Annotated in this window: 19 protein-coding genes and 1 pseudogene; 7 read left to right on the plus strand and 13 right to left on the minus strand. The window is 68.1% G+C overall.

Features of this window, described 5'->3' with window-relative positions; translation table 11 throughout:
- Positions 1-15: 15 nt before the first annotated feature.
- Complete coding sequence (ald, locus tag BLU08_RS06320; protein WP_090196926.1) at positions 16-1,104, minus strand: alanine dehydrogenase; 1,089 nt, start codon at positions 1,102-1,104, stop codon at positions 16-18.
- Positions 1,105-1,254: 150 nt separating this feature from the next.
- On the opposite strand from ald, the gene BLU08_RS06325 reads away from it, so the two are divergent.
- Positions 1,255-2,706 (plus strand): NAD-dependent succinate-semialdehyde dehydrogenase, encoded by a 1,452-nt coding sequence (locus tag BLU08_RS06325; protein WP_090196929.1) that lies wholly within the window; start codon positions 1,255-1,257, stop codon positions 2,704-2,706.
- A 32-nt stretch (positions 2,707-2,738) separates the two neighbouring features.
- On the opposite strand, the gene BLU08_RS15125 is transcribed toward BLU08_RS06325, so the two are convergent.
- The 3 genes from BLU08_RS15125 to BLU08_RS06335 form a co-directional block, all read right to left on the minus strand.
- A complete protein-coding gene (locus BLU08_RS15125) occupies positions 2,739-2,900 on the minus strand; it encodes a hypothetical protein (protein ID WP_157674468.1) in 162 nt (53 codons plus the stop codon).
- A 183-nt stretch (positions 2,901-3,083) separates the two neighbouring features.
- Positions 3,084-4,250 (minus strand): alpha-hydroxy-acid oxidizing protein, encoded by a 1,167-nt coding sequence (locus BLU08_RS06330; protein ID WP_090196933.1) that lies wholly within the window; start codon positions 4,248-4,250, stop codon positions 3,084-3,086.
- Between the two features lie 78 nt (positions 4,251-4,328).
- Entirely contained in the window at positions 4,329-4,694 is a 366-nt protein-coding gene (locus BLU08_RS06335; RefSeq protein ID WP_090196937.1) for a thiol-disulfide oxidoreductase DCC family protein, read from the minus strand.
- Positions 4,695-4,911: 217 nt separating this feature from the next.
- On the opposite strand from BLU08_RS06335, the gene BLU08_RS06340 reads away from it, so the two are divergent.
- Both BLU08_RS06340 and BLU08_RS06345 read left to right on the plus strand, forming a co-directional pair.
- Complete coding sequence (locus BLU08_RS06340; RefSeq protein WP_090193782.1) at positions 4,912-6,282, plus strand: IS1380 family transposase; 1,371 nt, start codon at positions 4,912-4,914, stop codon at positions 6,280-6,282.
- A 243-nt stretch (positions 6,283-6,525) separates the two neighbouring features.
- Positions 6,526-6,723 (plus strand): hypothetical protein, encoded by a 198-nt coding sequence (locus tag BLU08_RS06345; protein ID WP_197676898.1) that lies wholly within the window; start codon positions 6,526-6,528, stop codon positions 6,721-6,723.
- Between the two features lie 114 nt (positions 6,724-6,837).
- On the opposite strand, the gene BLU08_RS06350 is transcribed toward BLU08_RS06345, so the two are convergent.
- The 6 genes from BLU08_RS06350 to BLU08_RS06375 all read right to left on the minus strand — a co-directional run bounded on the left by BLU08_RS06350 (position 6,838) and on the right by BLU08_RS06375 (position 13,528).
- The gene (locus BLU08_RS06350) at positions 6,838-8,181 is read right to left on the minus strand and encodes an NADPH cytochrome P450 oxidoreductase family protein (RefSeq protein WP_090196941.1); all 1,344 of its coding nucleotides are present in this window, start codon (positions 8,179-8,181) and stop codon (positions 6,838-6,840) included.
- Positions 8,174-9,202 (minus strand): FAD:protein FMN transferase, encoded by a 1,029-nt coding sequence (locus BLU08_RS06355; protein WP_090196944.1) that lies wholly within the window; start codon positions 9,200-9,202, stop codon positions 8,174-8,176. Before BLU08_RS06355 ends, BLU08_RS06350 begins: the two co-directional genes overlap by 8 nt.
- A 12-nt stretch (positions 9,203-9,214) precedes the next feature.
- Complete coding sequence (locus BLU08_RS06360; protein ID WP_090196948.1) at positions 9,215-9,835, minus strand: PepSY-associated TM helix domain-containing protein; 621 nt, start codon at positions 9,833-9,835, stop codon at positions 9,215-9,217.
- 109 nt (positions 9,836-9,944) lie between these two features.
- Positions 9,945-10,745: a DUF4198 domain-containing protein gene (locus tag BLU08_RS06365; protein ID WP_090196951.1), complete on the minus strand. Its 801-nt coding sequence runs from the start codon at positions 10,743-10,745 to the stop codon at positions 9,945-9,947.
- A gap of 80 nt (positions 10,746-10,825) precedes the next feature.
- Positions 10,826-11,323, minus strand: coding sequence for a DUF2271 domain-containing protein (locus BLU08_RS06370; RefSeq protein WP_233996117.1), 498 nt, complete (start codon positions 11,321-11,323; stop codon positions 10,826-10,828).
- Between the two features lie 156 nt (positions 11,324-11,479).
- Positions 11,480-13,528 (minus strand): S9 family peptidase, encoded by a 2,049-nt coding sequence (locus tag BLU08_RS06375; protein ID WP_090196957.1) that lies wholly within the window; start codon positions 13,526-13,528, stop codon positions 11,480-11,482.
- Between the two features lie 159 nt (positions 13,529-13,687).
- On the opposite strand from BLU08_RS06375, the gene ggt reads away from it, so the two are divergent.
- From ggt to BLU08_RS15310, 3 genes are all read left to right on the plus strand, one after another.
- Positions 13,688-15,511 carry a gamma-glutamyltransferase gene (ggt, locus tag BLU08_RS06380; RefSeq protein ID WP_090196962.1) on the plus strand — a complete coding sequence of 608 codons (1,824 nt, stop codon included), beginning with the start codon at positions 13,688-13,690 and terminating at the stop codon, positions 15,509-15,511.
- Positions 15,512-15,617: 106 nt separating this feature from the next.
- Positions 15,618-18,902 (plus strand): glycosyl hydrolase, encoded by a 3,285-nt coding sequence (locus tag BLU08_RS06385; RefSeq protein ID WP_090196966.1) that lies wholly within the window; start codon positions 15,618-15,620, stop codon positions 18,900-18,902.
- Entirely contained in the window at positions 18,899-20,899 is a 2,001-nt protein-coding gene (locus tag BLU08_RS15310; protein WP_172800994.1) for a TonB-dependent siderophore receptor, read from the plus strand. The genes BLU08_RS06385 and BLU08_RS15310 overlap by 4 nt, the downstream gene beginning before the upstream one ends.
- A 282-nt stretch (positions 20,900-21,181) precedes the next feature.
- On the opposite strand, the gene istB is transcribed toward BLU08_RS15310, so the two are convergent.
- A complete protein-coding gene (istB, locus tag BLU08_RS06395; RefSeq protein ID WP_090193854.1) occupies positions 21,182-21,910 on the minus strand; it encodes an IS21-like element helper ATPase IstB in 729 nt (242 codons plus the stop codon).
- Positions 21,897-23,411, minus strand: a complete 1,515-nt coding sequence (gene istA / locus BLU08_RS06400) for an IS21 family transposase (protein ID WP_090193857.1) — start codon at positions 23,409-23,411, stop codon at positions 21,897-21,899. The genes istB and istA overlap by 14 nt, the downstream gene beginning before the upstream one ends.
- Between istA and BLU08_RS15315 the strand changes: the two genes are divergently transcribed.
- Positions 23,317-23,928: a hypothetical protein gene (locus BLU08_RS15315; RefSeq protein ID WP_172800943.1), complete on the plus strand. Its 612-nt coding sequence runs from the start codon at positions 23,317-23,319 to the stop codon at positions 23,926-23,928. The genes istA and BLU08_RS15315 overlap by 95 nt on opposite strands.
- 307 nt (positions 23,929-24,235) lie before the next feature.
- Here the strand turns inward: BLU08_RS15315 and BLU08_RS06410 are convergent.
- A pseudogene (locus tag BLU08_RS06410) lies at positions 24,236-25,156 on the minus strand (IS1380 family transposase); the annotation flags it as partial.

Here is a 25,156-nt window from a genome sequence, read left to right on the forward strand (position 1 = left end):
GGGCGGGTCTCCTGCTCAAATTGAAAAGCCGAGGCTTTCCGCGACGGCCTCGTTCACGATGCGGCCCTGATGCACATTGAGGCCGGGCGCAAGGTGCGGGTCCTCCTCGCACGCCGCGATCCCCTTTTCCGCCAGCGCGAGGCCGAAAGGCAGGGTCGCGTTGCCGAGCGCATAGCTCGAGGTGAGCGGCACCGCGCCGGGCATGTTGGCGACGCAATAGTGGATGATCCCGTCGACCTCGTAGGTCGGGTTCTCGTGCGTGGTGGGCCTGGAAGTCTCGAAGCAGCCGCCCTGGTCGATCGCGACGTCGACGAGCACCGAGCGGTGCTTCATCAGGCCGAGCATCTCGCGGGTGACGAGATGCGGCGCGCTCGCCCCCGGGATCAGCACCGCACCCACGACCACGTCGGCATCGGCGATCGCCTGTTCGATCGTGCCGGTGGTGGAAAAGCGGGTCGAGACGCGGCCCTGGAACATCTCGTCGAGCTGGCGCAAGCGGGGGATCGAGCGGTCGAAGATCTCGACCCGCGCGCCGAGGCCCACCGCCATCCGCGCCGCCTGCGTGCCGACCACACCACCGCCGAGCACGACGACCTTGGCCGGGAGCACGCCGGGCACGCCGCCCATCAACGTGCCGCGCCCGCCGTTGTTGGCGCGCAGGGCATGGGCGCCCGCCTCGATCGAAAGCCGGCCCGCGACCTCGCTCATCGGAGCGAGAAGCGGCAGGCCGCCGCCCGGGCCGGTCACGGTTTCATAGGCGACCGCCGACACGCCCGCTTCCATCAGCCCCTTGGCCTGCTGCGGATCGGGCGCGAGGTGGAGATAGGTGTAAAGGATCTGCCCCTCGCGCAGCTGCACCCATTCGTTCGGCTGCGGCTCCTTGACCTTCACGATCATGTCGGCGCGGGCGAAGACCTCCTCTGCGCTGTCGACGATCTCGGCGCCCGCGGCGCGGTAATCCTCGTCGCTCTGGCTGATGCCGAGCCCCGCCCCGGCCTCGACCACGACCGAATGGCCAGCCGCCACGTATTCGCGCGCCGCCTCGGGGGTGAGGCCGACGCGGTATTCGTGGTTCTTGATTTCCTTGGGGACGCCGACAAGCATGATTCGCTCCTGGGGATGGGCTGGGGATTCGGTTCCCGCCCCCGCTAGAGAAGGCGTAAGAAAGTTACAATCGGGGCGAGTTTGGTTGCAAAGCGCCCGCGGGTTTGAAAGGGGCCGGGGCGAGACGAAGCGCGAAATGGGAGAAGCCCAATGACGACGTATCCCGAGGTGAAGATGCTGATCGGCGGCGAATGGATCACCCATGGCGGCGAAGGCGCGATGCCGGTGGTGAACCCGGCAAGCGAGCAGGCGATCGGCAGCGCGCCCAAGGCGTCCGGCGAACAGCTCGATGCCGCCCTCGCCGCCGCCGACGGCGCCTTCCCGCTGTGGCGCGACACGCCCGCGATCGATCGCTACCGCATTATCCGCCGCGCCGCCGAATTGCTGCGCGAGCGCGCCGAGACGGTCGCCCGGGTCGTCACGCTCGAAATGGGCAAGCCGCACGCACAGGCGCTCGCGGAGACGACGGGCGCTGCCGACCTCATCGACTTCCTCGCCGAGGAGGCCAAGCGCCAGGGCGGGCGGATCGTGCCCGCACGCAGCCACGCCATCCTCGAACAGCGCGTGACGCAGGAGCCGGTCGGCCCCGCCGTGCTGCTGACGCCGTGGAACTTCCCGATCAACCTTCCCGCCAAGAAGATCGGCGGCGCGCTCGCGGCCGGGTGCAGCGCGATCCTCAAGCCCGCCGAGACCACGCCCGCCAGCGCGCAGATGCTCGCTGAATGCTTCGTCGATGCGGGCCTGCCCGAAGGCGTGCTGAACCTCGTCTACGGCGACCCGGCGATGATTTCAGAACACCTCATCGCCTCGCCCGTCACCCGCAAGGTCAGCTTCACCGGCTCGACCGCGGTGGGCAAGCAACTGGGCGTCCTCGCCGCGCAGGGCATGAAGCGCTTCACGCCCGAACTCGGCGGACATGCCCCGGTGGTGATCGGCGAGAGCGCGGATTTCGAGCGCACCGTGGCGGCCTGTGCCGCGACCAAGTTCCGCAACGCCGGGCAGGTCTGCGTCTCGCCGACGCGCTTCCTCGTCGCGCGGGGCATCTACGAGAACTTCGTCGCCGAATTCGCCGCCCGCGCGCAGAAGCTCAAGGTCGGCGATGCGAGCCGCGACGACAGCGTCGAGATGGGCCCGCTCGCCCATGCCGGGCGGGTCAAGGCGATGTCGGACCTTGTGGCCTCGCTCGGCGGGGAACGGGGCGAGATCGTGAGCGGGGGCCAGGCCATCGAAGGGCCGGGCCACTTCTTCGAGCCGACCGTCATCGCCGCACCCTCGCTCGACAGCCGGTTGATGGTCGAGGAACCCTTCGGCCCCGTCGCCGGGATCGTGCCCTACGACGATATCGAGGAGGCGGTGCGGATCGCCAATTCGCTGCGCTACGGCCTTGCCGCCTATGCCTTCACCGCCAGCCTCGACGAAAGCCACTATCTTGGCCGCACGCTGCGCGCCGGGATGGTCGCGATCAACCATTTCGGCGTCGGCTCGCCCGAAACGCCTTTCGGCGGGACCGGCGACAGCGGGTTCGGCTCGGAAAGCGGGGTCGAGGGCTATCTCGGCTACACCGAGACCAAGCTCGTCACCGTCGCGCGGGCCGGGGCGTAGGTCCGTGCCCGGCTACCCGGGCGCCGCTGCCGTCAGGAAAGCGGGATGAAACGCGACAGGATGGAGCGCAACGGATTGCTGTCTTCCATCGGTTGGATCCGGCCGTAATGGGCCCGCCGGGTGATCTCGTCATGCGTGCAGACAGTGCGGCCCATGGCATCCGGACCACTGGACCAGATCGTCGGTTTTTCCATTTTGTCGCGTCCCCGATTCGCTGCTGGTTAGCCGTTGCAATCTAACAGGAACGCTGTGGAAAAGTGAGTCGGAATTGACCGCGCGCGCAATTTTTCGCCTGCCGGGTCAAGTCCGCAAGCTTACTTGGGATCGTCTCTCCCCCGCTTTCAGACTTTTCCTGCGGTCCCCGGGCCGCAAACGGCTCAGCGATCGGTCCGCACCGCGCCTGCCGCGCGCACGTCGGCCAGCGTCGGATAGCCGTTGACCGCCATCAGGAGATCCGCCTCCGCGAGGATCGAGCGCAGGACCCAGGCCGCCCCTTCCGCCCCGCCCAGCGCGAGGCCGTAGGTATAGGGCCGCCCCACCCCGACCGCCGCCGCGCCGAGCGCCAGCGCCTTCACCGCGTCGGTCCCCGAACGCACGCCCGAATCGAACAGCACCGGGACGTTACCCGCCGCCGCGACGACATCGGCGAGCAGGTCGATCGTCGCGATCCCGCCATTGGCCTGCCGCCCGCCATGGTTCGAACAATAGACCGCGTCCGCGCCGCAATCGACCGCGCGCCTCGCATCGTCGGGGTGGCAGATGCCCTTGAGGACGATGGGCAGTTTCGTCACCGACTTGAACCATTCCATGTCGTCCCAGGTCAGCACCTGCCCGAAGGTCGCGGCCCAGGTGAAGATCGCCGCGCCCATGTCCTCCTCCGGCGGCTTCGCCAGCAGCGAGCGGAAGACGGGATCGGTGAAGTAGTTCTGCAGCACCTTGCCGCGCAGCTGGGGGAAGTTCGACGCGTTGAGATCGCGCGGGCGCCAGCCGGTCACCCAGGTGTCGAGCGTGACGACGAGCGCCGAATAACCCGCTTCCTCGGCGCGGCGGATCAGGCTTTCGGCAAGGTCCCGGTTGCGCGGCGTGTAGAGCTGGAACCAGGCGGGAGTGTCGCCGCAGGCGGCCTTCACGTCTTCGAGCGGGTCGTTCGCAAGGGTCGAGGCGCAGAAGGGCACGCCCGTCATCGCCGAGGCGCGCGCCGCCGCCAGGTCGCCGTGGCGGTCCTGCGAGGCTTCGCCGTTGAGGCCGATCGGAGCCATGAAGAGCGGCGTTTCGTAGCGGTGCCCGAACAGCTCGACCGACAGGTCGCGCTCGGAACAATCGACCATCATGCGCGGGACCATGCCCCAGTGGTGGAAGGCGGTGGCGTTGCGGTCCTGCGTGTGCTCGTCGCCGCAGCCGCCCGCGACGTAATTGGTCAGCATCGGCCCCATCGCCTCGTGCGCGCGCCGTTCGAGGTTCGCGAAATCGACCGGGTAATCGGGCAGCACGCCCTTCAGCCCGGCATTGTAGATCTCGTTCTGCATTGCGCCGAAATAGGTCATCGAACCCCTCTCCTCGTGTTTTCGCTGCCTTCTCCAGCCGATGGCGCGGCGCAGGGCAAGAGCGAATCTGGCGAGGAGTCAGGCGAGGAAGCGCTGGAGGTGCGGGCGGAGCTTGAGGAACTGGCGATAGGCCGCCTCAAGCAGGCGCAGCACTCCCGGTACGCGCGCGGCAAGGCCGAGCGGGCGCAGGAGCGGGATCGCCCGCCACATCGCCGCGAAGGCCGCAGCGCCTTCGAGCAGGCGGCCGTCCTCCTCGGCGTGGAAGCGTTCGAGAAGCGTCGCGCGGTCGATCGGGCAGGACACCGGCGCATCCTCATCCGCAACATCGACGAAGCGGATCGCCCGCCGCCGGTCGAGCCGCCGCATGAGCGCGATCTCGCGGATGCAGAGCGGGCAGGCGCCATCATACCAGACGGTGACGCGGGGGCGGTTTGCGCTTTCCATTTCCTGACAAATGCGAATCCCGGGCGCTTCGTTCCACCTCGTTCCGGGCGCGGACCCGGCACGTGCTGCGCTGCATCAATTCGCTTGGCAGGGGACTCTTGCGCGCTAGCCCGGATTATTCACCGGCAGTGGTCTGACGGGTTGGCGGGAGTGGCGTAAGCATTTGCATTGTTGTAGGAATGTGGTTGCTTAAGCCAGACCTGCAACGGGGCAAAATATGCCACAGACCACACCCGCCGGATGCGATGATAGCGCGTCCGTATTTTCGTTTCCAGCAGTGCGCGGCAAGAAGGTCACAGCTGCGTTTGACGGCGGCAGGCTGACCTCGGATGGCGGGGTCCTGGTGCTGGCTCAGGCCGAGCGCATGATGGGGCTCTGCCAGCGGCTTGCGGCGTGTATTGCCGATCCGCGCGATCCTGCTCGGGTGGTTCATCGGCTTGAAGATATCCTGCGCGCGCGGATGTTCGCGATCGCCTGCGGCTATGAGGATGCCGATGATCTCGACGCTCTGCGCGATGATCCGGGCTTCCGCCTTGCGCTGGGCAAGCTGCCGGGATCGGGTGCGGGGTTGGCCAGCCAACCGACGATGAGCCGCTGGGAGAATGCGCCGAGCACGCGCGAGCTGGCAAAGATGCTGGGGATCATGATCGACATCTACTGCGCCAGCTACCCCACTCCGCCGGCGGCGGTGACGCTGGATATCGATGACACCTGCGACGTCGTGCACGGCTATCAGCAACTCTCCTTCTGGAACGGACATCATGGGGAGCGCTGCTTCCTGCCGATCCATGTCTACGACACGGCAACGGGCCGGCCGGTGGCGATGCTGCTGCGCACGGGCAAGACGCCTTCTGGCAAGGAGGCGGCAGGGCATATCCGGCGTCTGGTGCGCCATCTTCGCCGCCACTGGCCTGATACCCACATCACCATCCGCGGTGACGGGCATTATGGACGGCCCGAGGTCATGGCCTTCTGCGAGGCGGCCCATGTCGATTACGTGTTCGGTCTGCCGACCAACGCCGCGCTGCGCGCTGATCCGGTTATCGTCACTGCCGCCGATGCCTGCGCGGTCCGCCGCGCCGAGTGCCAACTCCCGGTCCTGCGCAGCTATGCCGAGACCCGCTACGGCGCGAAGAGCTGGAACCGCCAGCGCCGCGTCGTCGCCAGGATCGAGGCCAGCACGCTGGGAATGGATATCCGCTACGTCGTCACATCGCTCACCGAAAGCTCGGCCGAGCACATCTATGACACGCTCTACTGCGCGCGCGGGCAGGCCGAGAACCTGATCAAGCTGCACAAGACCCAGCTGGCCAGTGACCGCACCTCGTGCCGGTCGGCGAACGCCAACCAGATGCGCCTGATCCTGCACACCGCTGCCTACTGGCTGCTGTGGCGCGTTCAGCAGGCGATCCCAAAGACCACCGCTCTGGCAAAAGCCGAGTTTACGACCCTGCGCCTGCGGCTGCTCAAGGTTGCTGCCCGCGTCATGGAAAGCGCCACCCGAATCCGCGTAGCGTTCGCCTCTGCGTGCCCCGATGCCGATCTGATGCGTGCCATCGTTCTCGCGCTCAAGCCTGCGCCGACGTAGCGGGCGCGGCAGTGCCGCAGAAACCCCGAGCCAAGTCCTTCAACCAGAAAAGCCCATCGATCACAGCGCGGTGAAACAGACGCCAGCGGTGCCGCACGCCCGCTCTACGCCGCCGCACGCAGCAGTGGCGTCAAGCTCGCGCCGAGAGGCGCCCAACCGCATCGCCGTGAATAAGAGAGGCTAGAAAGATGCGGGTGGATGACGTTTCCTCCCTCACCTTCGCCATTCCGATCCTGCTCCTGCATGATGAACGGGCGGGTCTGGATCCTGACCCGCGAGGACCACGAGATCGTCGGCTGGTTCGGCCGCAACGGGCGCTATCCCGGCCAGTTCATCTGGCTCCACAGCGTCGATGTCGACAGCAAGGGCAATGTCTACACGACCGAGGTCAACACCGGCCGCCGGGTCCAGCGCTTCGTCTTCCAGGGCCTCGAGGACTGAGCGCGCAAGGGCGCGCGGTCGCTTCTGGGGACAGGATTGATCGAGGCAGGCAATGGCGCGATGCGAGGCGGGGAAATCCTCGCCGGGCTCCCTGCCGGTGTGCGCCGGGCGACCTCAATAGAGGGCCGAGCGCCAGCGGCCGGCGGCGCGCGCCTGTTCGATCCAGGATGGCGGCAAGGCGCCGGCAAGCAGTTCTTCGACCGCTGCGCCCATCGCGGCGGCACCGCAGATCGCCACCGCCCCGTCCGTGCCGAGATAGGCGGCGGCCTCGCTGCGACAGGTTTCGACCACGTCCTGGACATAGCTAGGGCTGCCCGTCGCGACCCGCGATAGCGCGAGGTCGAGGCGCGCGATCCGGCCTTGCCCGTGGAGCTTGCGCAATTCCGCGAGGATGGCGGGTTCGTCCTCGCCGCCGCGTTCGCCATAGACCAGCCAGACCGGCCTGCCGGCGGCCGCGGCGGCGAGGACATGGGGCCTGATCCCGCCCCAGCCCGATCCCGCCGCGATCGCCAGCAGCGGGCCCGATCCCGCGGTTTCGTGAAAGCTCGGGAAGGACCGTATCCGCCCGCGCACGCGGATCGGCCCGTCCTCCGCCGTCAGGACCGAGGAGGCCCGGCCGAGCCCGCCCCCGAGCAATTCGACCCGGCGCACGATCAGTTCGAGCGAGCGATCGCCCGGCAGGCTTGCGATCGAGAAATCGCGCCGGACCCCGCCGGGGCCGTGCCATTCGAACAGGTCGCCGACCGCGTAATCGGGCATCTCCCCGCTGCCCGGCACAAGTTCGAGGTGAAGCAGCGGGCCCGAACGGCTCCCCCGGATCGGGCGCGTGTCGCCTTCGGCCACCTCCCGGCGGGCCGCGATGATCCATTCGGAAACGAGCCGCTCCTCCTCCCTGGCTATCTGCGGCAGTCCGTGCGCGCGCATGAGTTCGTCCCACCGTTCGAGGTCGCTGGCCGAGCGGTTGTCGACCGCGACGATCGCGACCTCGGCGCCGCTTTTCTCGGCCCAGGCCTTCACCCGGTATCCGAAGGCGCAGAAATGTTCGTAGGTCCGGTCACCAAGGGCGAGGACGAAGACCTGCCGCCCGGTCAGCGCGATCGGTCGGGCCAGCAGGGTCCGTTCGACATGGCTGGCGCAATCGGGGGCCTCGCCGGCACCGGTCGTCGCGGCCACGATCACCACCTGCCGGGCCGCGCTCAGCTGCTCGGCCCCGGCCGCGGCGAGCGGCACGAGGACCGCGTCGCGGCCGATTTCGGCCACCTTCTCCTTCATCAGGCCCGCAAGGCTCGTCGCGGTGCCGGTCTGCGAGGCGTGGGCGATCACGATTTCGGCGGTCTGCCCGGCGCCCGCCTCGTCCCGGCGCAGCCACCGGGCCGAGGCCGCCATCCAGCCGAGCAGCACCGCGCCCGCCAACAGCCAGCGCTCGATCCCGATGCCAAGGGGGAGGAAATCAACCATGGTCGACCCAGCGTTCCATCGCCGCGCTCAGGACCGGCCTGCCGGCTTCCCGCGGCGCGAGGATGCAGGCGATGCCCTGCGCGTCGGCAAAGGCCAGCGCCCGCTCTGCCCCCATCACGACGAGCGCGGTCGCCAGCGCATCGGCCCGCGCGCATTCCCGGTCGAACACGCTCGCGCCGACGAGATCGCTCTCGACCGGGGCGCGGCGCTCCGGATCGAGGATGTGGGAGAACACTCCCTGCGGCGTGCGATGGCACCGTTCGGCCTCGCCCGAGGTGGCGCAGGCCCAGCCGAACAGGGCGGCGCGGTGCGTCGCCTTCGCCGGGTCGCCATCGGGCGCGATGTCGGTCCAGAACGGCATCGCGTCGCCGCGCGTGCCGAAGCCCTTCAGTTCGCCGCCGATCTCGACCAGGCAGGAAGCGGTGTCGGGATGGGATCGCACGAGGTCGCAGACGAGGTCGACCGCATAGCCCTTGGCGATCCCGTTGAGATCGAGCGCGAGCCCGTCCCGCTTCGCGATCTCGTCCCCTTCGATCTCGCAGGGGACCGGGCCGGGGCTGCCGCGGGCCGAAAAGGCGAGGCCGTTCGCGACCGGATCGGCGCAGTCGATCGCGCCGAAACCCCACTGCGCGGCCGCCTCGCCCAGCGTCGGATCGAAGGCGCCGCCGGTGAGCCGCGCGATCTCGAGAGCCTTCGCCAGCACGATTGCGAAAGGCTCGGGCAGACACATCCTTTCGCCCGCCGCCAGCGCGTTGAACCGCACGATGTGCGATGAGCGCCGCCACAGGCTCATTTGCGAATCGATCAGGTCGAGCGCCTGCCCGCAGGCCCTGACGAGTTGCGCGAGAAAGGCGGCGTCGTTGGCGGGATCGCTCGCGGCGCGGCGCAGGACGGTGAGCGACCAGGTGGTACCGAAGACCGCGCCCTCATGCCGCATCTCGCGCCCGGGAGTCGGCTCGGCATCGTCGGGCACGTCGGGCGGTATCAGCAGGCTCGGCGGGGGGCGCAGGGGGAGGTTCACGATCCGCCTCGCCTAGCCGTGGACGAACAGGACATAGGCGATGAGCGGGGCGGCGATGCCGAAGGTCGTGACCGGCCAGGTCCACCGCCGCGCCCTCGCATTGAGCGCGAGAAGCCCGAGGCCCGAGACGCAGAAGACGATGCACACCAGCGCGGTGATGTCGATCAACAGGCCCCAGACCAGCCCCGTGTCGCGGCCCTTGTGAAGATCGTTGAGCTTCGCGACGAAGCCATTGTCGATGCGCTCGTGATAGGCTTCGCCCGTGGCGAGATCGACCGCGAGGCTTTCCTGCACGCCCGGCCCGCCGAGATCGAGGATCATTTCCCCGAAATCGACCGTCGGCGGCCCGGCGCGCGCGACGAGGAGACCGGTCTCGCGCGTGAGCCTGCGGGCAAGATCGGGGCCGATCGGCGCCCCGCTCTCGATCGCGCCGAGATCCCGCGTCAGGCCCTCGGACAGTTCGATCTCGCGCGAGGTGATCTCCGGCTCGCCCGCGAACCATTCGGGATTGTTGAGCGTCAGCCCCGTGACGCTGAACAGCAGCATCAGCGCGAGCACCAGCGCCGAGCTGACCCAGTGCCACTGGCGAAACTGGCGGGACCAGAAATTGCGGGGCGTGCTGTCCGGGCTCATGGCTGGGCGCTTCGGTCTTCCTTCGGCACGGGCGCGAGATTTCCGGGCGGCCGGGCGGCGGGGCCTATCGTGCGCCCGGTCCGGCCGGCCGGGGCGCGCGGGGCCGCGATCAGCCCTGCACCTCGAGGATGAGGGAAGTCGTGTAGCTGCGCTCGTCGACGTCGGCGCCTTCCGGGGCGGGCGCGCTCATGCGGGTCCAGATGATGTAGACGCCGGCCTTGTCGAAATCGAGGCTCACCCTGCCTTCCGCGTCGGTGGCGATTTCCTCGTGGAACCCGGCCGGATCGTAGCGCGCATCGCCTCGGTCGATCATCATGACGTGGTCCGACAGCGGCTTTCCATCGAAGAACATCCGGAATTCGAAGGGATCGCCGAGGAACGCGTCGCTCGGATGGGTGATCGGCTGGAGCACGAGCCGGCCGATCTGCATGTCGACCGGCGCGCGGGTCGGCGCGCGCTTGGTGAGATAGGCATCGGCGACCGTTTCGGTTTCGCGGGTCTTGGTCGCCGTCGCGTTCTCCGGAATCTCACCGCCGCTTGCGAAGGTGTTGACCCATTCGCCGTCGACCAGCGCCATGGTCGATCGCCGCCCGCGGCGCACGCCGGTGGTGAAGCGGTAGGTGCCCTCATCCTCGATCCCCGTCTCGAGCACGACGAGCTGCCTGAGCGACGTGACGCTGTCGAACTCGGCGCGCGTGCCGTCCGGGCGGATGAGGTGGAAATCGGCGGCATCGACGGCGACATCGGGGACGAAGAAGTCCTCTGCGAAAGCCGCCTCGACCGTGACCATCTCCTCGAGATTGGCGGTGAAGCGCGAGGGGAGCATGTAGCTCGTATGGGCGAGCGCCGGGACGGCGCAGGCGGCGGCCGCGGCGGCCAGCGGAAGGAGGATGGACGGGAGCTTGGACATCGAAGACCTCTGACTGCGAATGAATATCAAATTCAATTGCAAGTTTCGAAAGCGCGGCGGCAAGGCGCGACCGCGCCCGCTCAACCGCCGATCGCGACCGAGACGCGGCCGAGTTCGCTCGATCCTTCCGCCGAAGCGGTGACGGTCCCGCCCGGACGCCATTCGAACGGCACCTCGATCACTTCGCGCCCGCCCTTTTCCCGGACCGCCTCGACCACGACGGCATACTTGCCCGGCTTGAGCGCGCCGAGCGAGCCCATCCCGATCTTGTACTGGCCCGGCCCGCGCGTGGGGCGAGACACACCGCTGGCCGGCATCGTCATCGCCCGGCCGCCGCGCCGCCACCAGGTCCGCAGCGTCGGCAGCCAGCGTTTGCCCTGGACCGCCTGGTCGTAGAACACGTCGAAGACCTCGACCTGCCTGCCCTCGGCGTTCTGGAGCCAGATCGCGACATAGGGCTTGCGGTAGGTCGAGACGTTCTGCCGCGGCAGCTCGAACGTCACGGTGCCGTCGTCGGCGCGCGCCGGCGCCGCCGCGAGCAGGGCGGAGGCCGCCCCGAGGATCAAGGTTCTACGCACTGCAGCGGCTCTCCTTTCGCGCCCCCGCCCGGCGCGCCTTAGGGACAAGGCGGAATCGGCACCGGGCGAATGATGTGATCGTCGGTTGTTTCGAATAATTCGCATTAGCACCTGCGTCAATCGCCGAGGCGCTTCCGACGCGGCGGCGGTGCAACCCTACCGTTCGGCGCCGGTGCGATATCTTTCGAACCAGGCGAGCGTGTAGTCCACCTTGGCGTTGAGCAGCGAGGGTCGCCCGGCGATGCCGTGGTTCGTCGCCGGCACCCGGACCATGACCGAGGGCACGCCGCGCAGCTGCAGCGCCTGGTAGAACTGCTCGGTCTCGGAGATCGGCGTGCGGTAATCCTCCTCGCCCGTGATCAGCATGGTCGGGGTTTCGACATTGCCGACGAGGCTGAGCGGCGAGCGCTCCCAGTAATGTTCGAGATGTTCCCACGGCGGTCCGGGAAACTGGTTGGCGATCTGGCCGATGTAGCTGTCGGCCGTGAGCACCTTGGAAACCCAGTTGATCACCGGCTTCGCCGCGACCGCGGCGTTGAAGCGGTTCGTCAGCCCCACCGCATAGGCGGTCGCAATGCCGCCCGCCGAACCGCCCGCGATGAAAAGGTTGTCCTCGTCGGCAAAGCCTTGCGCGATCGCCCAGTCGACCGCCGACATGTGATCGGCGAAATCGTCGGGGCTCGAATACTTGTTCTTGAGCAGGTTCGCGAACTCGCTGCCATAGCCGGTCGAGCCGCGGTGATTGTCATAGACCACGACATAGCCTGCCGCCGCCATCAGCTGCAGCTCGGCCGAGAAATGCGGGCCATAGGCAAGGTGCGGCCCGCCGTGAATCTCGAGGATCAGGGGGTAGCGCCTGCCCGCCTCGTAGCCCGGCGGGGTCAGGATCCAGCCCTCGATCTCGCGCCCGTCGAGCGAGGACGCGTAGGTGAAGTTCCTGAGCTCGCCCAGGTCGCGATGGGCGAGCAGGTCCTCGTTGAGCCTGGTCAGGCGCCGGGTGCGATCGCCGCGCGCAACGTAGAGGTCGGCCGGGCGCCGCGCGCTGCCTTTCGTGAAGACCAGCGCCCCGCCCTCGCCCGCATCATAGGTCCCGCTGACATAGGGCCGCCCGATGGTCGTGCCGCCGATCCCCTCGACCGCGACCCGGCGCCCGCCGGCGAGGTCGGCGATGCCGATGTTGCGCTCGCCGCGGTCCTCGAAGGTGTAGGCGACCTCGCTGCGCGAGAACCACTGGAGGTTCCCGGCCTCGCGGTCGAGCCCCGCGGTCAGGTTGCGCGCATTGCCGCCCGAGCGGTCCATGACGAACACGTCGCTCGGCACGAACGGCTCGCGCGCGTTGCTCGTGCGGAGATAGGCGATCGAACGGCCGTCGGGCGAAACCGCGGGATCGGACTCGACGCCGGGTTCGTCGGTAAGCTGGGTGAGCCGCCCCGAGGCGACGTCGACCGCGAAGATGTCCGCCTCGCGCGTTTCGAGTTCCCAGCCTTCGTGGCGGTTGGCCGAGAACAGGATCTGCTCGCCGTCCGGGGTGAAGGAAAGCGCGCCGCCATGGTCGAAATCGCCGGAGGTGAGCTGGCGCGCCGTGCCGCCCTCGGCGGGTATGACGAAGACATGGTCATAGGCGAGTTCGAGAAAGCCCGCGTCATTCGTGCGGTATCGCGCGCGGTCGATGACCCGCGGCGGCTCGGCCCAGGTCGCCCCTTCCGGCTTCGCGCGCGGGCTGACGAGCTGTTCGGCCTCGCCTTTCACCGGCTTGGTGAAAGCGATCATCGTCCCGTCGGGCGACCATTCGAGATTGCGCGGCGCGTCCTCGAACGTGCCGAGGAGGGCCGTGCGTCCGGAACCGAGCCAGTGGAGGTAGAGCCCCGTGCGGCCATCGCCGCGCCTGAGGTAGGCGATGCGTTCGCCATCGGGCGACCAGCGCGGCGAGGAATAGGACCCCTCCCCGGCGAGCAGCGGCTCGTGCGAACTGCCGTCGAGCGCGACCAGCCAGACCCGGGCAAGCGTGCGATCCTTCACCGCGTCGTTCGAACGACGGACATAGAGCGCGTGTTTCCCGTCCGGGGAGACTTGCGGTTGGTCCGCCCATTCGAGCTCGAACACGTCTTCGGCGGTGAAGGGCCGCAGGTCGTCCTGCGCCGCGGCGGGGACGGCAGCGATAAGGGCGGCGATGAGGGCGGAGGGGATGATCGCAAGCGGGCGCATCGTCGAGAATCCGTGTCGTTGTGGCCTGTCCTGCGCGGCTTTGCGGCAGGCCGCACGCTTTGGCAACCGCGCCGCCCCGGGCATTTCGCCCGCCCCCGGCTTGCCCGCCCGCCCTTGTCGAGCCAATAAGGGCCTCGCACGCGAAACAGGAGGAATTCCATGCGCTTCGTCGCCGCCCCCATTTTCGGCCCCGCGATGGCCGCGGCCATGCTCGCCGCCGGCCCGCTCGCCGCGCAGGAGCCCGCCCCGGCCGAGGCGATGCCGCCGGTCGAACGGCAGATCGGCGCGGGCGGGCGGCCGGTGGGGGCGGCCTGGTCGCGCAGCCCGGTCATCGCCGAGCACGGCATGGCCGCGAGCGCGCACCCGCTCGCGACGCAGGTGGCGCTCGACATCCTCAAGGCCGGCGGGACCGCAGTCGACGCGGCGATCGCCGCCAATGCGGCGCTCGGCCTGATGGAGCCGACCGGCAACGGGATCGGCGGGGACCTGTTCGCGATCGTCCATGATCCTGCGACGGGCAAGCTTCACGGGATCAACGGCTCCGGACGCAGCCCCGCGGGCCAGACGCTCGCCGACCTCACGGCGAAACTCGGCGATGCCGACAGCCTGCCGCCGGTCGGCCCGCTCCCGGTGACGATCCCCGGCACGGTCGATGCATGGTTCACGATGCACGAACGTTTCGGCAAGCTGCCGATGGACGAGGTTCTCGCCCCAACGATCCGTTATGCCCGCGAAGGCCACCCGATAGCGCCGGTGATCGCGATGTATCTCGACCGCGCCCTTGCCGCCTACACCGCGAGGATGAAAGCGACCCCGTTCGATTTCTCCAACGCGCGCAAGGTCTGGTTCGCGGACGGGTCCGCGCCCGAGGCGGGAGAGATCTTCCGCAATCCGGACCTTGCGAACACGCTCGAGACGATCGCGCGCGAGGGGCGCGATGCCTTCTACGAGGGCGAGTTGGCGCGCGTCATGGTCGATTACCTGAAAGCCCAGGGCAGCGCCTTCACGCTGGAGGATTTCGCGGCCCATGACAGCGAGTGGGTCGAGCCCGCCTGTGCCGAATATCGCAGCGGCTACGAACTGTGCGAACTGCCGCCCAACTCGCAGGGCTTCGCCGCCCTGCAGATGGTCAACATCCTCAGGAACGTCGATCTTTCGCAGTGGGAGCGCGGCAGCCCCGAAGTGATCCACTACATCACCGAGGCCAAACGGCTCGCCTATGCCGATGTCGCGCGCTTCTATGCCGATCCAGATTTCGCGGCCATCCCGGCGGAATTGCTGAACGAGGAATACGGCAAGGCGCGCTTCGCCCTGATCGATCCCGCCCGCGCCACGCCCGAATTCGCGCCCGGCGAAATCGTCGAGCCCAAGCTCGAAGGGCCGGGCGACACGACCTATCTCACCGTGGTCGACGGCGAGGGCATGATGGTCAGCCTGATCCAGTCCAATTACCGCGGCATGGGCGGCGGGCTGGTGCCGCCGGGGCTTGGCTTCATGTTCCAGGACCGGGGCGAGCTGTTCAGCCTCGATCCCGATCACCCCAATGCCTACGCGCCTTCGAAACGCCCCTTCCACACGATCATCCCCGCATTCGTGAAGAAGGACGGCAGGCCCTACATGACGCTGGGCCTGATGGGCGGCGGGATGCAGCCGCAGGGGCACGTGCAGGTCCTGATCAACCTCGTCGATTACGGCATGAACCTGCAGGAAGCAGGCGATGCCGCGCGGATCAACCACGATGGCGGACGCCAGCCGACCGAGCCGCTGACCGGTCCCGCCGCCGATCCGCTCGGCACGCTGTTCGTCGAACCCGGCATCCCGGCAGAAACGGTCGAGGCGCTGCGGGCGATGGGCCACAAGGTCGAAGTGATCTCGAACGGGATCATGTTCGGCGGCTACCAGGCGATCGCGCGCGACCCGGAAACCGGCGTGCTGACCGGGGCGACCGAGATGCGCAAGGACGGTCAGGCGAGCGGCTACTGACGGATGACCGATCCACGTTCTGGTTCGACAGACGACTTGCCGCGCCCTTGCCAGTGCGGCGCAAACTCGTCTTATTGTGAAGGTTCGGAGAAAAAAGGGGGCTTTAATGCGGATTGTGAAGGCTTTGCTCGGAGGTGCGGTCGCGCTCGGGCTGACGACGGTGTCGCTCGCGCAGGCAGATGACGCGGGGACCGACCAGCCAGCGCTGTCGAGCGGCACCTTCGAGGCCTTCGAGCTGCGCAATATCGGCCCCGCATTCATGTCGGGCCGCATCGCCGACATCGTGATCGTGCCCGACGATCCCGCGACCTGGTATGTCGCGGTCGGTTCGGGCGGCGTCTGGAAGACCGAGAACGCGGGCACGACGTGGACCTCGCTGTTCGACGGACAGGGCTCCTATTCGATCGGGACTGTTGCGCTCGACCCGTCGGATCCGAGCCGGGTGTGGGTCGGCACGGGCGAGAACAATGGCGGGCGCCACATCGGCTTCGGCGACGGCATCTACCGCTCGAACGACGGCGGCAGGACCTGGACCAACATGGGCCTCAAGCGGTCCGAGCACATCTCGCGCATCATAGTCCATCCCGAGGATCCCGACACGGTCTGGGTCGCGAGCCAGGGCCCGCTCTGGTCGGAGGGCGGCGAGCGCGGCGTCTACAAGACCACCGACGGCGGCAAGACCTGGACCAATGTCCTCGCCTCCGGCGCGTGGACCGGTGCGACCGACCTCCTGATCGACCCGCGCAACCCCGACCGGCTCTATGCCGCCATGTGGCAGCACCAGCGCACCGTCGCCGCCTATGTCGGCGGGGGGCCGGAAAGCGGGCTGTGGAAATCCGAGGATGGCGGGGAGACGTGGGAGGAGCTCGAAACCGGGCTGCCTTCGGGCAACATGGGCAAGATCGGGCTCGCGATCTCGCCGATGCGGCCCGACGTGGTCTATGCCGCGATCGAAACCGACCGGCGTGAAGGCGGCCTGTGGCGCTCGACCGATCGCGGGGCGAGCTGGACCAAGATGTCGGACGAGGTCGGCCAGGGCACCGGGCCGCATTACTACCAGGAGCTCTATGCGAGCCCGCATCATTTCGACCGCATCTATCTCGTCTCGAACACCTCGATGATCTCCAGCGACGGGGGCAAGACCTGGTCCCCGCTCAACAACGAGACGAAGCACGTCGACGACCACGCGATCGCGTTCCGGCCGGACGATCCCGACTACATCATCTTCGGATCGGACGGCGGCATCTACGAAAGCTACGACCACACGAAGACCTGGCGCTTCATCGACAACCTGCCGATCACGCAGTTCTACAAGGTCGCGGTCGACGATGCCGAACCGTTCTACAACGTCTATGGCGGCACTCAGGACAACAATTCGCAAGGCGGACCCTCGCGCACCGACAACCGCCACGGCATCCGCAACGACGACTGGTTCGTCACGCTCGGGGGGGACGGTCACCAGTCGGCCACCGAGCCCGGCAATCCCGACATCATGTATGCCCAGTCGCAGCAGGGCAACCTCGCCCGGATCGACCGCATCACCGGCGAATTCGTGCCGATCCAGCCGCAGCCGGCACCCGGCGACGACATTCCGCGCTGGAACTGGGATTCGCCGATCTGGGTCAGCCAGCACGAGCCGACGCGGCTCTATTTCGCCTCGCAGCGGCTGTGGCGCTCAAATGATCGCGGCGACAGCTGGACCGCGATCTCTCCCGATCTCACCCGCAACGAGAACCGCCTGCGCCTGCCGGTGCAGGGGCGCCAGTGGGGCTGGGACGCGGGGTGGGACATCTACGCGATGAGCCAATACAACACGATCACCTCGATCGGGGAATCGCCCAAGGACGAAAACCTGCTTTACGTCGGGACCGACGACGGCCTGATCCAGGTGAGCGAGGACGGCGGCGCGAACTGGCGCCGGATCGAGGTGCGCTCGCTGCCGGGCGTGCCCGAACGCGCCTTCGTCAACGACATCCGCGCCGACCTGTTCGATCCGGACACGGTCTATGTCGCGCTCGACAACCACAAGTACGGCGATTACCGGCCCTTCCTCCTCAAGAGCACCGATCGTGGGCGCAGCTGGCGGAGCATTTCGGGCGACCTGCCCGACAAGCATCTCGTCTGGCGGATCGTGCAGGACCACGAAAACCCGAACCTGCTGTTCACCGCGACCGAATTCGGCCTGTTCTTCACGCTCGACGGCGGGACGAAATGGGTCAAGCTTTCGGGCAAGGCGCCGACCATCTCGTTCCGCGACGTCACCATCCAGCGCCGCGAGGACGATCTCGTCGCGGCGAGCTTCGGGCGCGGTTTCTTCGTCGTCGACGACATCTCCCCGCTGCGCGAGCTGACCGAGGCGAGCCTGAGGCAGGAGGCGATGCTGTTCCCGGGGCGCGACGCGCTGTGGTACATCGAACAGCACCCGCTCGCCTTCTCTCCCGGCGGCAGCCAGGGCGACGGCTATTTCCGCGCGCCCAACCCGCCGTTCGGCGCGAACTTCACCTATTACCTCGCCGAGGACATTCCCTCGCTCAGGGAAACCCGCGAGAAGCGCGAAAGGGAGGCGACCGAAACCGGCGCCGACACCCCCTTCCCCGGCTTCGAGGCGATGACCGAGGAACTGCGCGAGGAAGCGCCCGCGATCTGGCTCACGGTGCGCGATGCCGACGGCAATGTCGTGCGGCGGATCAAGGGCCCGGCGAAGAAGGGCTTCCACCGCGTGAACTGGGACCTGCGCTATCCCCAGACCGACATGGCCCGGCGCCTTGGCGAGGACGGCGAGGTGCCTTCGGGCTTCCTCGCGGCGCCGGGCGAATACACGGTCGACCTCACCAAGCGGGTTCGCGGGGTGACCACGCAGCTCGTCGAACCCAGGCCCTTCACGGTGAAGCCGATGGGCGAAGGCGCCCTTCCCCGACAGCCCGACGCGCTGGCATTCGCGGCCGAGGTCGCCGATTTCGACCGTTCGGTAACGGCGACGAGCCACACGCTCGGCGACATCCGGAAAAAGCTCGACCTGCTCGCGGTTGCCGTCGCCAGCGCGCCGGGCGGCGATCCGGCGACGCTCGACGACCGCCTCGCCGCGATCCGCCGCGAGGCGCAGGCGCTCGACGAGCTTCTGAACGGCAACCCGGCGCGCAACGCGATCTACGAGCGCACCCAGCCGACCGTCCGCAGCCGGCTGGGCCGGGTGATGTACAGCCTCTACGGCTCGACCTACGGCCCGACGCAGACCGCGCGCGAACAGTTCGGCTATGCGAGGGACGAATACGGCGCGATCCTCGACCGGGTAAGGACGCTCGGCGAGACCACGATCCCCGCGTTCGAGGCCGAACTCGTCGACCTCGGCGCCCCGTGGGTGCCCGGCGGGGCGATCCCGGCCGCGCAGTGACGCGCCCCGCCCGCCCGCACGGCGCGGCATCGCTCCCGTGGCTGGCGGCGGCGCTCGCGGCCATTCCCGCGGCTGCCGCCGGGCAGGAGAGCGCGGAGAGCGAGGAGAGCGACTGGCCGACGATCACGGTCACCGCGCCGGCCACCGAAACGCGTGCCCTGCCCCCGCAGGTCCGCATCCCCGTCGACCTGATCGTCGACCGCCAGCCGCGCAGCGCCGCCGACGTGCTGCGCGGGATCGCGGGCGTGACGGTGCGGACCAATTCGCGCGGAGAGACCATCGCACGCATTCGCGGGGCGCAGGACCGGCAGACGCAGGTCTTCCTCGACGGCGCGCCGCTTGCCGTGCCGTGGGACGGGCGGATCGACCTCGGCCTGCTGCCCGCCGGGCTGCTTGGCGGCGTGCGGGTGGTCAAGGGCGCGGCGCCGATCGAATACGGCGCGAACGCGGTCGCGGGCGTGGTCGACTTCCAGACCCGCGGCGTGAGCCAGGGCGACTTCGCCCATCTCGAAACCGGCTCACTCGGCTCGGGCAGCGCTTCGCTTGTCCTCACCGAACGGATCGGCGCGGCGGAGGCGGTGTTCGCCGCCGGGGGCATCACGCGCGATGCCGAGCCGCTCGCCGGTCCCCTGCCCTTCGGCCAGGCACCGGGCGAAGAAGGCCGGACCAACACCGATCTTGACGCGGGGAGCCTGTTCGCCGCACTGGGCACCACGACCGGCGATCTGACCCTGCGCGCTTCGCTCCTCCATATCGCTGCCGAGCGGGGCATAGCGCCCGAATCCGACCGCCCGCCGGAAGAAGGCCCGCGCTATTGGCGCTATCCGGACATTGCGCTCACGCAGGCGACGGTGAACGCCGCGCTCGGCCTCGGCCCGGACAGCGAGATCAGGCTGGTCGGCTGGCGGCAATGGTTCGGCCAGCGGATCGAACAATATCGCAGCATCGCCTATGATGCCCTGCGGGGGAGCCAGGAGGACGAGGACGACACGCTCGGCGGCAGGCTCACCCTCACCCATCCCGCCGGGCCGCTCGCCCTGCGCTGGGCGGCCTCCGCGCAATCGAGCACGCATGAACAGGTCGACACGGATTTCCCGCCCGGCGTGCCCGGCGAGCGCCTGCGGTTTCGCCAGAACCTCTACAGCATCGGCGTGGAGGCCGACGCCACGCTAGCGCCGGGAGCGCGGCTGACGCTCGGGACGGCCTATGACCGGGCGGAGACCCCGCTCACCGGCAACAAGCCGCCGCAGGAAGCCTTTTCCGACTGGGCCGGATCGGCCGCGCTCGCCCTCGACATCGGCGAGGACGCGGCGCTGACCGTGAGCGGCGGGCGGCGCACGCGCTTTCCCACGGCGCGCGAATTGTTCGGTGCTGCCCTCGGCCGCTTCGCGCTCAATCCCGACCTCGCCCCCGAACGGGCGTGGTTCGCCGACGCCGAGCTCCGCTGGGAGCGGCCCGGCCTGACGGTGATGGTCAATCCCTTCCTGATCCGTTTCGAGGACACGCTGGCCCAGCGCGTGCTCGCGGACGGGCGGCGCCAGCGCTTCAACCTCGCCGGGGCGACCAATGGCGGGGTCGATGCCCTGCTGTCATACGACCTCGCCGGGACGCTGCGCTTCGAGCTCTCCGCGACCGCGCTGCGCGCCCGGGCCGATGCGGGCACCGACGGGGGCAGCGCGCCCTTCCGCCGTCTGCCGCAGCGTCCCTCCTTCGAAACGCTGGCCGCGATCGACTGGAACGTGCGGCACCGCTTCGACCTGCGCGCCGAGCTGCGCGCAGTGGGCAGCGCGATCGATCTCGATGCCGAGGGCGAGGTGGTCGATCTTCCCGCGGCGGCCGAACTGGCGCTGCGCGCAACGGTGCCGCTGGCCCGGGTCGGTGGCAATCGTCTCTTCCTGACGATGGCGGTCGACAACCTGTCGGACGCGCAGATCGTCCCGCAGGCCGGATTGCCCCTGCCCGGCCGCCTGTGGCGCGTGGGCCTGCGCTTCGATTAGGGTTTGCGTAGTCCTGCGGCGATTCCGATGCGTCGGACATCGCCCCGGGGCGCGCCGGGAGCCACGCCGGGGCCGATGGCGGTCTGGAAAAACTTCGGTGGGCCGTCCCCCGGCCCTGTCAATCGGCGTTCAATCGGGACCCCCTATCGGCGCGCAAAAGGGACCCCTCTGCGGTTGCGAGGATCGGTTGACGCTGGGCGCGGTTTTCGCGCTGCTGGCGGCGTAGGGAGGGCGTAGCCCGACCGGAGGCGTCAGCAGCGCGAAGTCGGTTTTCTGATCGGGTCAGCTGCGGTTTTTGAAGCGCCAGCTGTCGTTGCCGGTCTCGACGATATCGCAATGGTGGGTGATGCGGTCGAGCAGCGCGGTGGTCATCTTGGGATCGCCGAAGACGGTGGGCCACTCGCCGAAGGCGAGGTTGGTGGTGATGATCACCGAGGTCTGCTCGTAGAGTTTGCTGATCAGATGGAACAAGAGCTGCCCGCCTGATCGGGCGAACGGCAGATAGCCCAGTTCATCGAGCACCACGAGATCGAGCCTGCCGAGCTGGGCGGCGATGGCGCCAGCCTTGCCGATGCGAGCTTCTTCCTCGAGCCGGGTGACGAGATCGACCGTATTGAAGTAGCGCCCGCGAGCGCCAGCACGCACGACGCTGGCGGTGATCGCGGTGGCCAGATGGGTCTTGCCCGTCCCGGTGCCGCCGATGAGCACGATGTTGCGGCGACCGGGCAGGAACGAACCTGCGTGCAGGGAGCGCACCAGCTCTTCGTTGATCGGGGTGCCCTCGAACGCGAAGGCGTCGAGGTCCTTGATTACAGGCAGCTTGGCTGCGGTCATGCGGTAACGGATCGAGGCGGCATGACGATGCGCGGCTTCGGCGCGCAGCAGGTCGGTCAGGATCTCGTGGGTCGTGCGCTTGCGCTGCAGCCCGGTGGTGACCGCCTCGTCGAACGCGCCGGCCATGCCCTTGAGGCCGAGTGCGCGCATCGCCTCGATCATCTCATGCCGCTGCATCAAGGCCTCGCACCGTATCGTAGCGCGCGCAGTCCGCGATCGGCGGATGGTTGAGCTTGAGATCGACGACCACGTCCAGGGGGCGCTCGGATGGCGGGTCCCGGTATCGGGCCAGGATGTTGAGGATGACCTCGTCGCTGACGGCGCCGGCATCGAGCGCCTCCCGGACCGCGGCCTCGACCGCTTCGAGGCCATCGGTCATTATGGCTGCCAGCACGCGCACGAAGCGGCGGTCGGCTTCATCACCGCTGCCCAGCTTGCGCCGCAACCGCGTCAGTGCCGGTGGCAGGTCCCACCCCTGGAAGGGTGCGCCGTTCCGCAGAGCGCCGGGCTTGTTGGCCAGAACGGGCAGGTAATGCCAGGGATCATAGATCGTCCGGTCGCGGCCGAAGTGCCGGGCATGCTCTGCGATTACCTCGTCGCCGAGGCGCACGACGATGCGGTCGGCATAGGCGCGGACCTGGACGGCCCGCCGCGCCGCCTTGGCCATGACCGAGTAGCGGTTGCGGTCGAAGCTGATCAGGCAGGTGCCGGTCACGGCATGCGCGGTCTCATGGAAGCCATCGAACGGTGCCAGCATCGGCTGCAGGGCTGGCCGTTCGAGCTCCAGCGCCTCGGCAACGGTCAGCTCCTTCTGCTCGGGATGCGCGTGCGTTGCGGCCCATCTCAGGCACTCAGCTTCCAGCCACCCGTTGAGCTCCTCGATGCTGGCAAAGCGCAGGCGAGGCTGGAAGAAGCGGCCTCGGATGGTCTGAACCTGGTGTTCAACCTGACCCTTCTCCCACCCCGCCGCCGGGGAGCAGGCCGTGGGCTCGACCATGTAATGATCGGCCATGACCAGAAAGCGGCGGTTGAACACCCGCTCCTTGCCGACGAACACGGTGGTAACCGCGGTCTTCATGTTATCGTAGATGCCGCGCAGGGGCACGCCGCCGAAGAAGGCAAAGCCCCGCGCATGGGCGTCGAACACCATCTCCTGCGTCTCGCGCGGATAGGCCCTGACGTAGACCGCGCGCGACGCGCACAGCCGCATCTGCGCCACCTTCACCCGCATCGGCTTGCCCGCGATCTCCACATCCTCGTGGCTCCAGTCGAACTGGTAGGCCTCGCCAGGCTTGAACATGAGCGGGATGAAGGCAGGCGCCCCATCACCCGCATCCTTGCGCCGCGCTTCCGTCCAGCGCCGGGCGTAACGTCGGACCGCGTCGTAAGAACCTTCGAACCCCTCACGGCAAAGCAGATCATGGATCCGGGTCATGCGCAGCCGATCGCGCCGGGGCCGGGCCTCGTTCTCCGTCAGCAGCACGTCGAGCCGCTCCTGAAACGGTCCAAGCCGGGGCAGCGGCTGAACCGTGCGGCGATAATCAAATGCGCCTTCCGGCGCTCGGATCGCCTTGCGCACCACCTTGCGCGACAACCGCAGATCCCGCGCAATCGCCTTGATCGCCTTCCCGCCCGCGTGCTCCCGCCGAATCCGAACAACCGTCTCCACAACCAACATCCCGATCTCACCACCTGGAAAACCAGGCAGCCTGCTACACCATCAGAATGAGGGGTCCCTTTTAGACGCCGATCACCCCGCTAACGGGGTCCCTTTTGCACGCCGTTCCACAGACGAGGACTTTCGTGAACGCATCGAGGCGGTTGTCCAGCTCCGGGAAGGCCGCTCAGCTTCTGCTGTCCATCAACCGTTCCGGCGCAACGTTGATATCTGGTTTTTTGCCATCATGATTGCGGTGCAAAAGGGCCTTAGACCGACCGGGCCTACGGGCAGGACTTATAAGGCGGCTGAGGGCGTCGTTCTTGGGTCCGACCCTTGGCGGCCTACGGCTTTGACGTTGCTCGCGATTTCGGAGAAAGATGATGTAGCTGTAATTGACTCTCCTTCGGAGATGATGCGGATCGCGAACGCCTACGCCCACGCAGGCTTGCCCGAGGTGTTCTCTATGCTTGATAGTCGAGGTGAAGACACGGCACTCGACTACCTTTGCGATGAGGTCGAGAGTCTGGTTGCATGACGATCGGGGCCATGTTGTTTGTGGCATGGCTTGTGATTATTCCGCCGACATAGGCTACCAAACAGTTCGACTCCGGGTCCATCTCAGCGAACGCGACTACTGTCGAAGTGTTCAGGTTGCCGGTTAGCCTCTCTTATTCACGGCGATGCGGTTGGGCGCCTCTCGGCGCGAGCTTGACGCCACTGCTGCGTGCGGCGGCGTAGAGCGGGCGTGCGGCACCGCTGGCGTCTGTTTCACCGCGCTGTGATCGATGGGCTTTTCTGGTTGAAGGACTTGGCTCGGGGTTTCTGCGGCACTGCCGCGCCCGCTACGTCGGCGCAGGCTTGAGCGCGAGAACGATGGCACGCATCAGATCGGCATCGGGGCACGCAGAGGCGAACGCTACGCGGATTCGGGTGGCGCTTTCCATGACGCGGGCAGCAACCTTGAGCAGCCGCAGGCGCAGGGTCGTAAACTCGGCTTTTGCCAGAGCGGTGGTCTTTGGGATCGCCTGCTGAACGCGCCACAGCAGCCAGTAGGCAGCGGTGTGCAGGATCAGGCGCATCTGGTTGGCGTTCGCCGACCGGCACGAGGTGCGGTCACTGGCCAGCTGGGTCTTGTGCAGCTTGATCAGGTTCTCGGCCTGCCCGCGCGCACAGTAGAGCGTGTCATAGATGTATTCAGCCGAGCCTTGGGTTAGCGATGTGACGACATAGCGGATATCCATGCCCAGCGTGCTGGCCTCGATCCTGGCGACGACGCGGCGCTGGCGGTTCCAGCTCTTCGCGCCGTAGCGGGTCTCGGCATAGCTGCGCAGGACCGGGAGTTGGCACTCGGCGCGGCGGACCGCGCAGGCATCGGCGGCAGTGACGATAACCGGATCAGCGCGCAGCGCGGCGTTGGTCGGCAGACCGAACACGTAATCGACATGGGCCGCCTCGCAGAACGCCATGACCTCGGGCCGTCCATAATGCCCGTCACCGCGGATGGTGATGTGGGTATCAGGCCAGTGGCGGCGAAGATGGCGCACCAGACGCCGGATATGGCCCGCCGCCTCCTTGCCAGAAGGCGTCTTGCCCGTGCGCAGCAGCATCGCCACCGGCCGGCCCGTTGCCGTGTCGTAGACATGGATCGGCAGGAAGCAGCGCTCCCCATGATGTCCGTTCCAGAAGGAGAGTTGCTGATAGCCGTGCACGACGTCGCAGGTGTCATCGATATCCAGCGTCACCGCCGCCGGCGGAGTGGGGTA

It is taken from the genome of Erythrobacter sp. HL-111, from assembly GCF_900105095.1.
Classification (GTDB): domain Bacteria; phylum Pseudomonadota; class Alphaproteobacteria; order Sphingomonadales; family Sphingomonadaceae; genus Erythrobacter.

Bases quoted from the DNA above. Each gene is read 5' to 3' on its own strand.
- ald (WP_090196926.1), bottom strand. From the start codon at position 1,104: ATGCTTGTCGGCGTCCCCAAGGAAATCAAGAACCACGAATACCGCGTC.
- BLU08_RS06325 (WP_090196929.1), top strand. From the start codon at position 1,255: ATGACGACGTATCCCGAGGTGAAGATGCTGATCGGCGGCGAATGGATC.
- BLU08_RS15125 (WP_157674468.1), bottom strand. From the start codon at position 2,900: ATGGAAAAACCGACGATCTGGTCCAGTGGTCCGGATGCCATGGGCCGC.
- BLU08_RS06330 (WP_090196933.1), bottom strand. From the start codon at position 4,250: ATGACCTATTTCGGCGCAATGCAGAACGAGATCTACAATGCCGGGCTG.
- BLU08_RS06335 (WP_090196937.1), bottom strand. From the start codon at position 4,694: ATGGAAAGCGCAAACCGCCCCCGCGTCACCGTCTGGTATGATGGCGCC.
- BLU08_RS06340 (WP_090193782.1), top strand. From the start codon at position 4,912: ATGCCACAGACCACACCCGCCGGATGCGATGATAGCGCGTCCGTATTT.
- BLU08_RS06345 (WP_197676898.1), top strand. From the start codon at position 6,526: ATGATGAACGGGCGGGTCTGGATCCTGACCCGCGAGGACCACGAGATC.
- BLU08_RS06350 (WP_090196941.1), bottom strand. From the start codon at position 8,181: ATGGTTGATTTCCTCCCCCTTGGCATCGGGATCGAGCGCTGGCTGTTG.
- BLU08_RS06360 (WP_090196948.1), bottom strand. From the start codon at position 9,835: ATGAGCCCGGACAGCACGCCCCGCAATTTCTGGTCCCGCCAGTTTCGC.
- BLU08_RS06365 (WP_090196951.1), bottom strand. From the start codon at position 10,745: ATGTCCAAGCTCCCGTCCATCCTCCTTCCGCTGGCCGCCGCGGCCGCC.
- BLU08_RS06375 (WP_090196957.1), bottom strand. From the start codon at position 13,528: ATGCGCCCGCTTGCGATCATCCCCTCCGCCCTCATCGCCGCCCTTATC.
- ggt (WP_090196962.1), top strand. From the start codon at position 13,688: ATGCGCTTCGTCGCCGCCCCCATTTTCGGCCCCGCGATGGCCGCGGCC.
- BLU08_RS06385 (WP_090196966.1), top strand. From the start codon at position 15,618: ATGCGGATTGTGAAGGCTTTGCTCGGAGGTGCGGTCGCGCTCGGGCTG.
- istB (WP_090193854.1), bottom strand. From the start codon at position 21,910: ATGCAGCGGCATGAGATGATCGAGGCGATGCGCGCACTCGGCCTCAAG.
- istA (WP_090193857.1), bottom strand. From the start codon at position 23,411: ATGTTGGTTGTGGAGACGGTTGTTCGGATTCGGCGGGAGCACGCGGGC.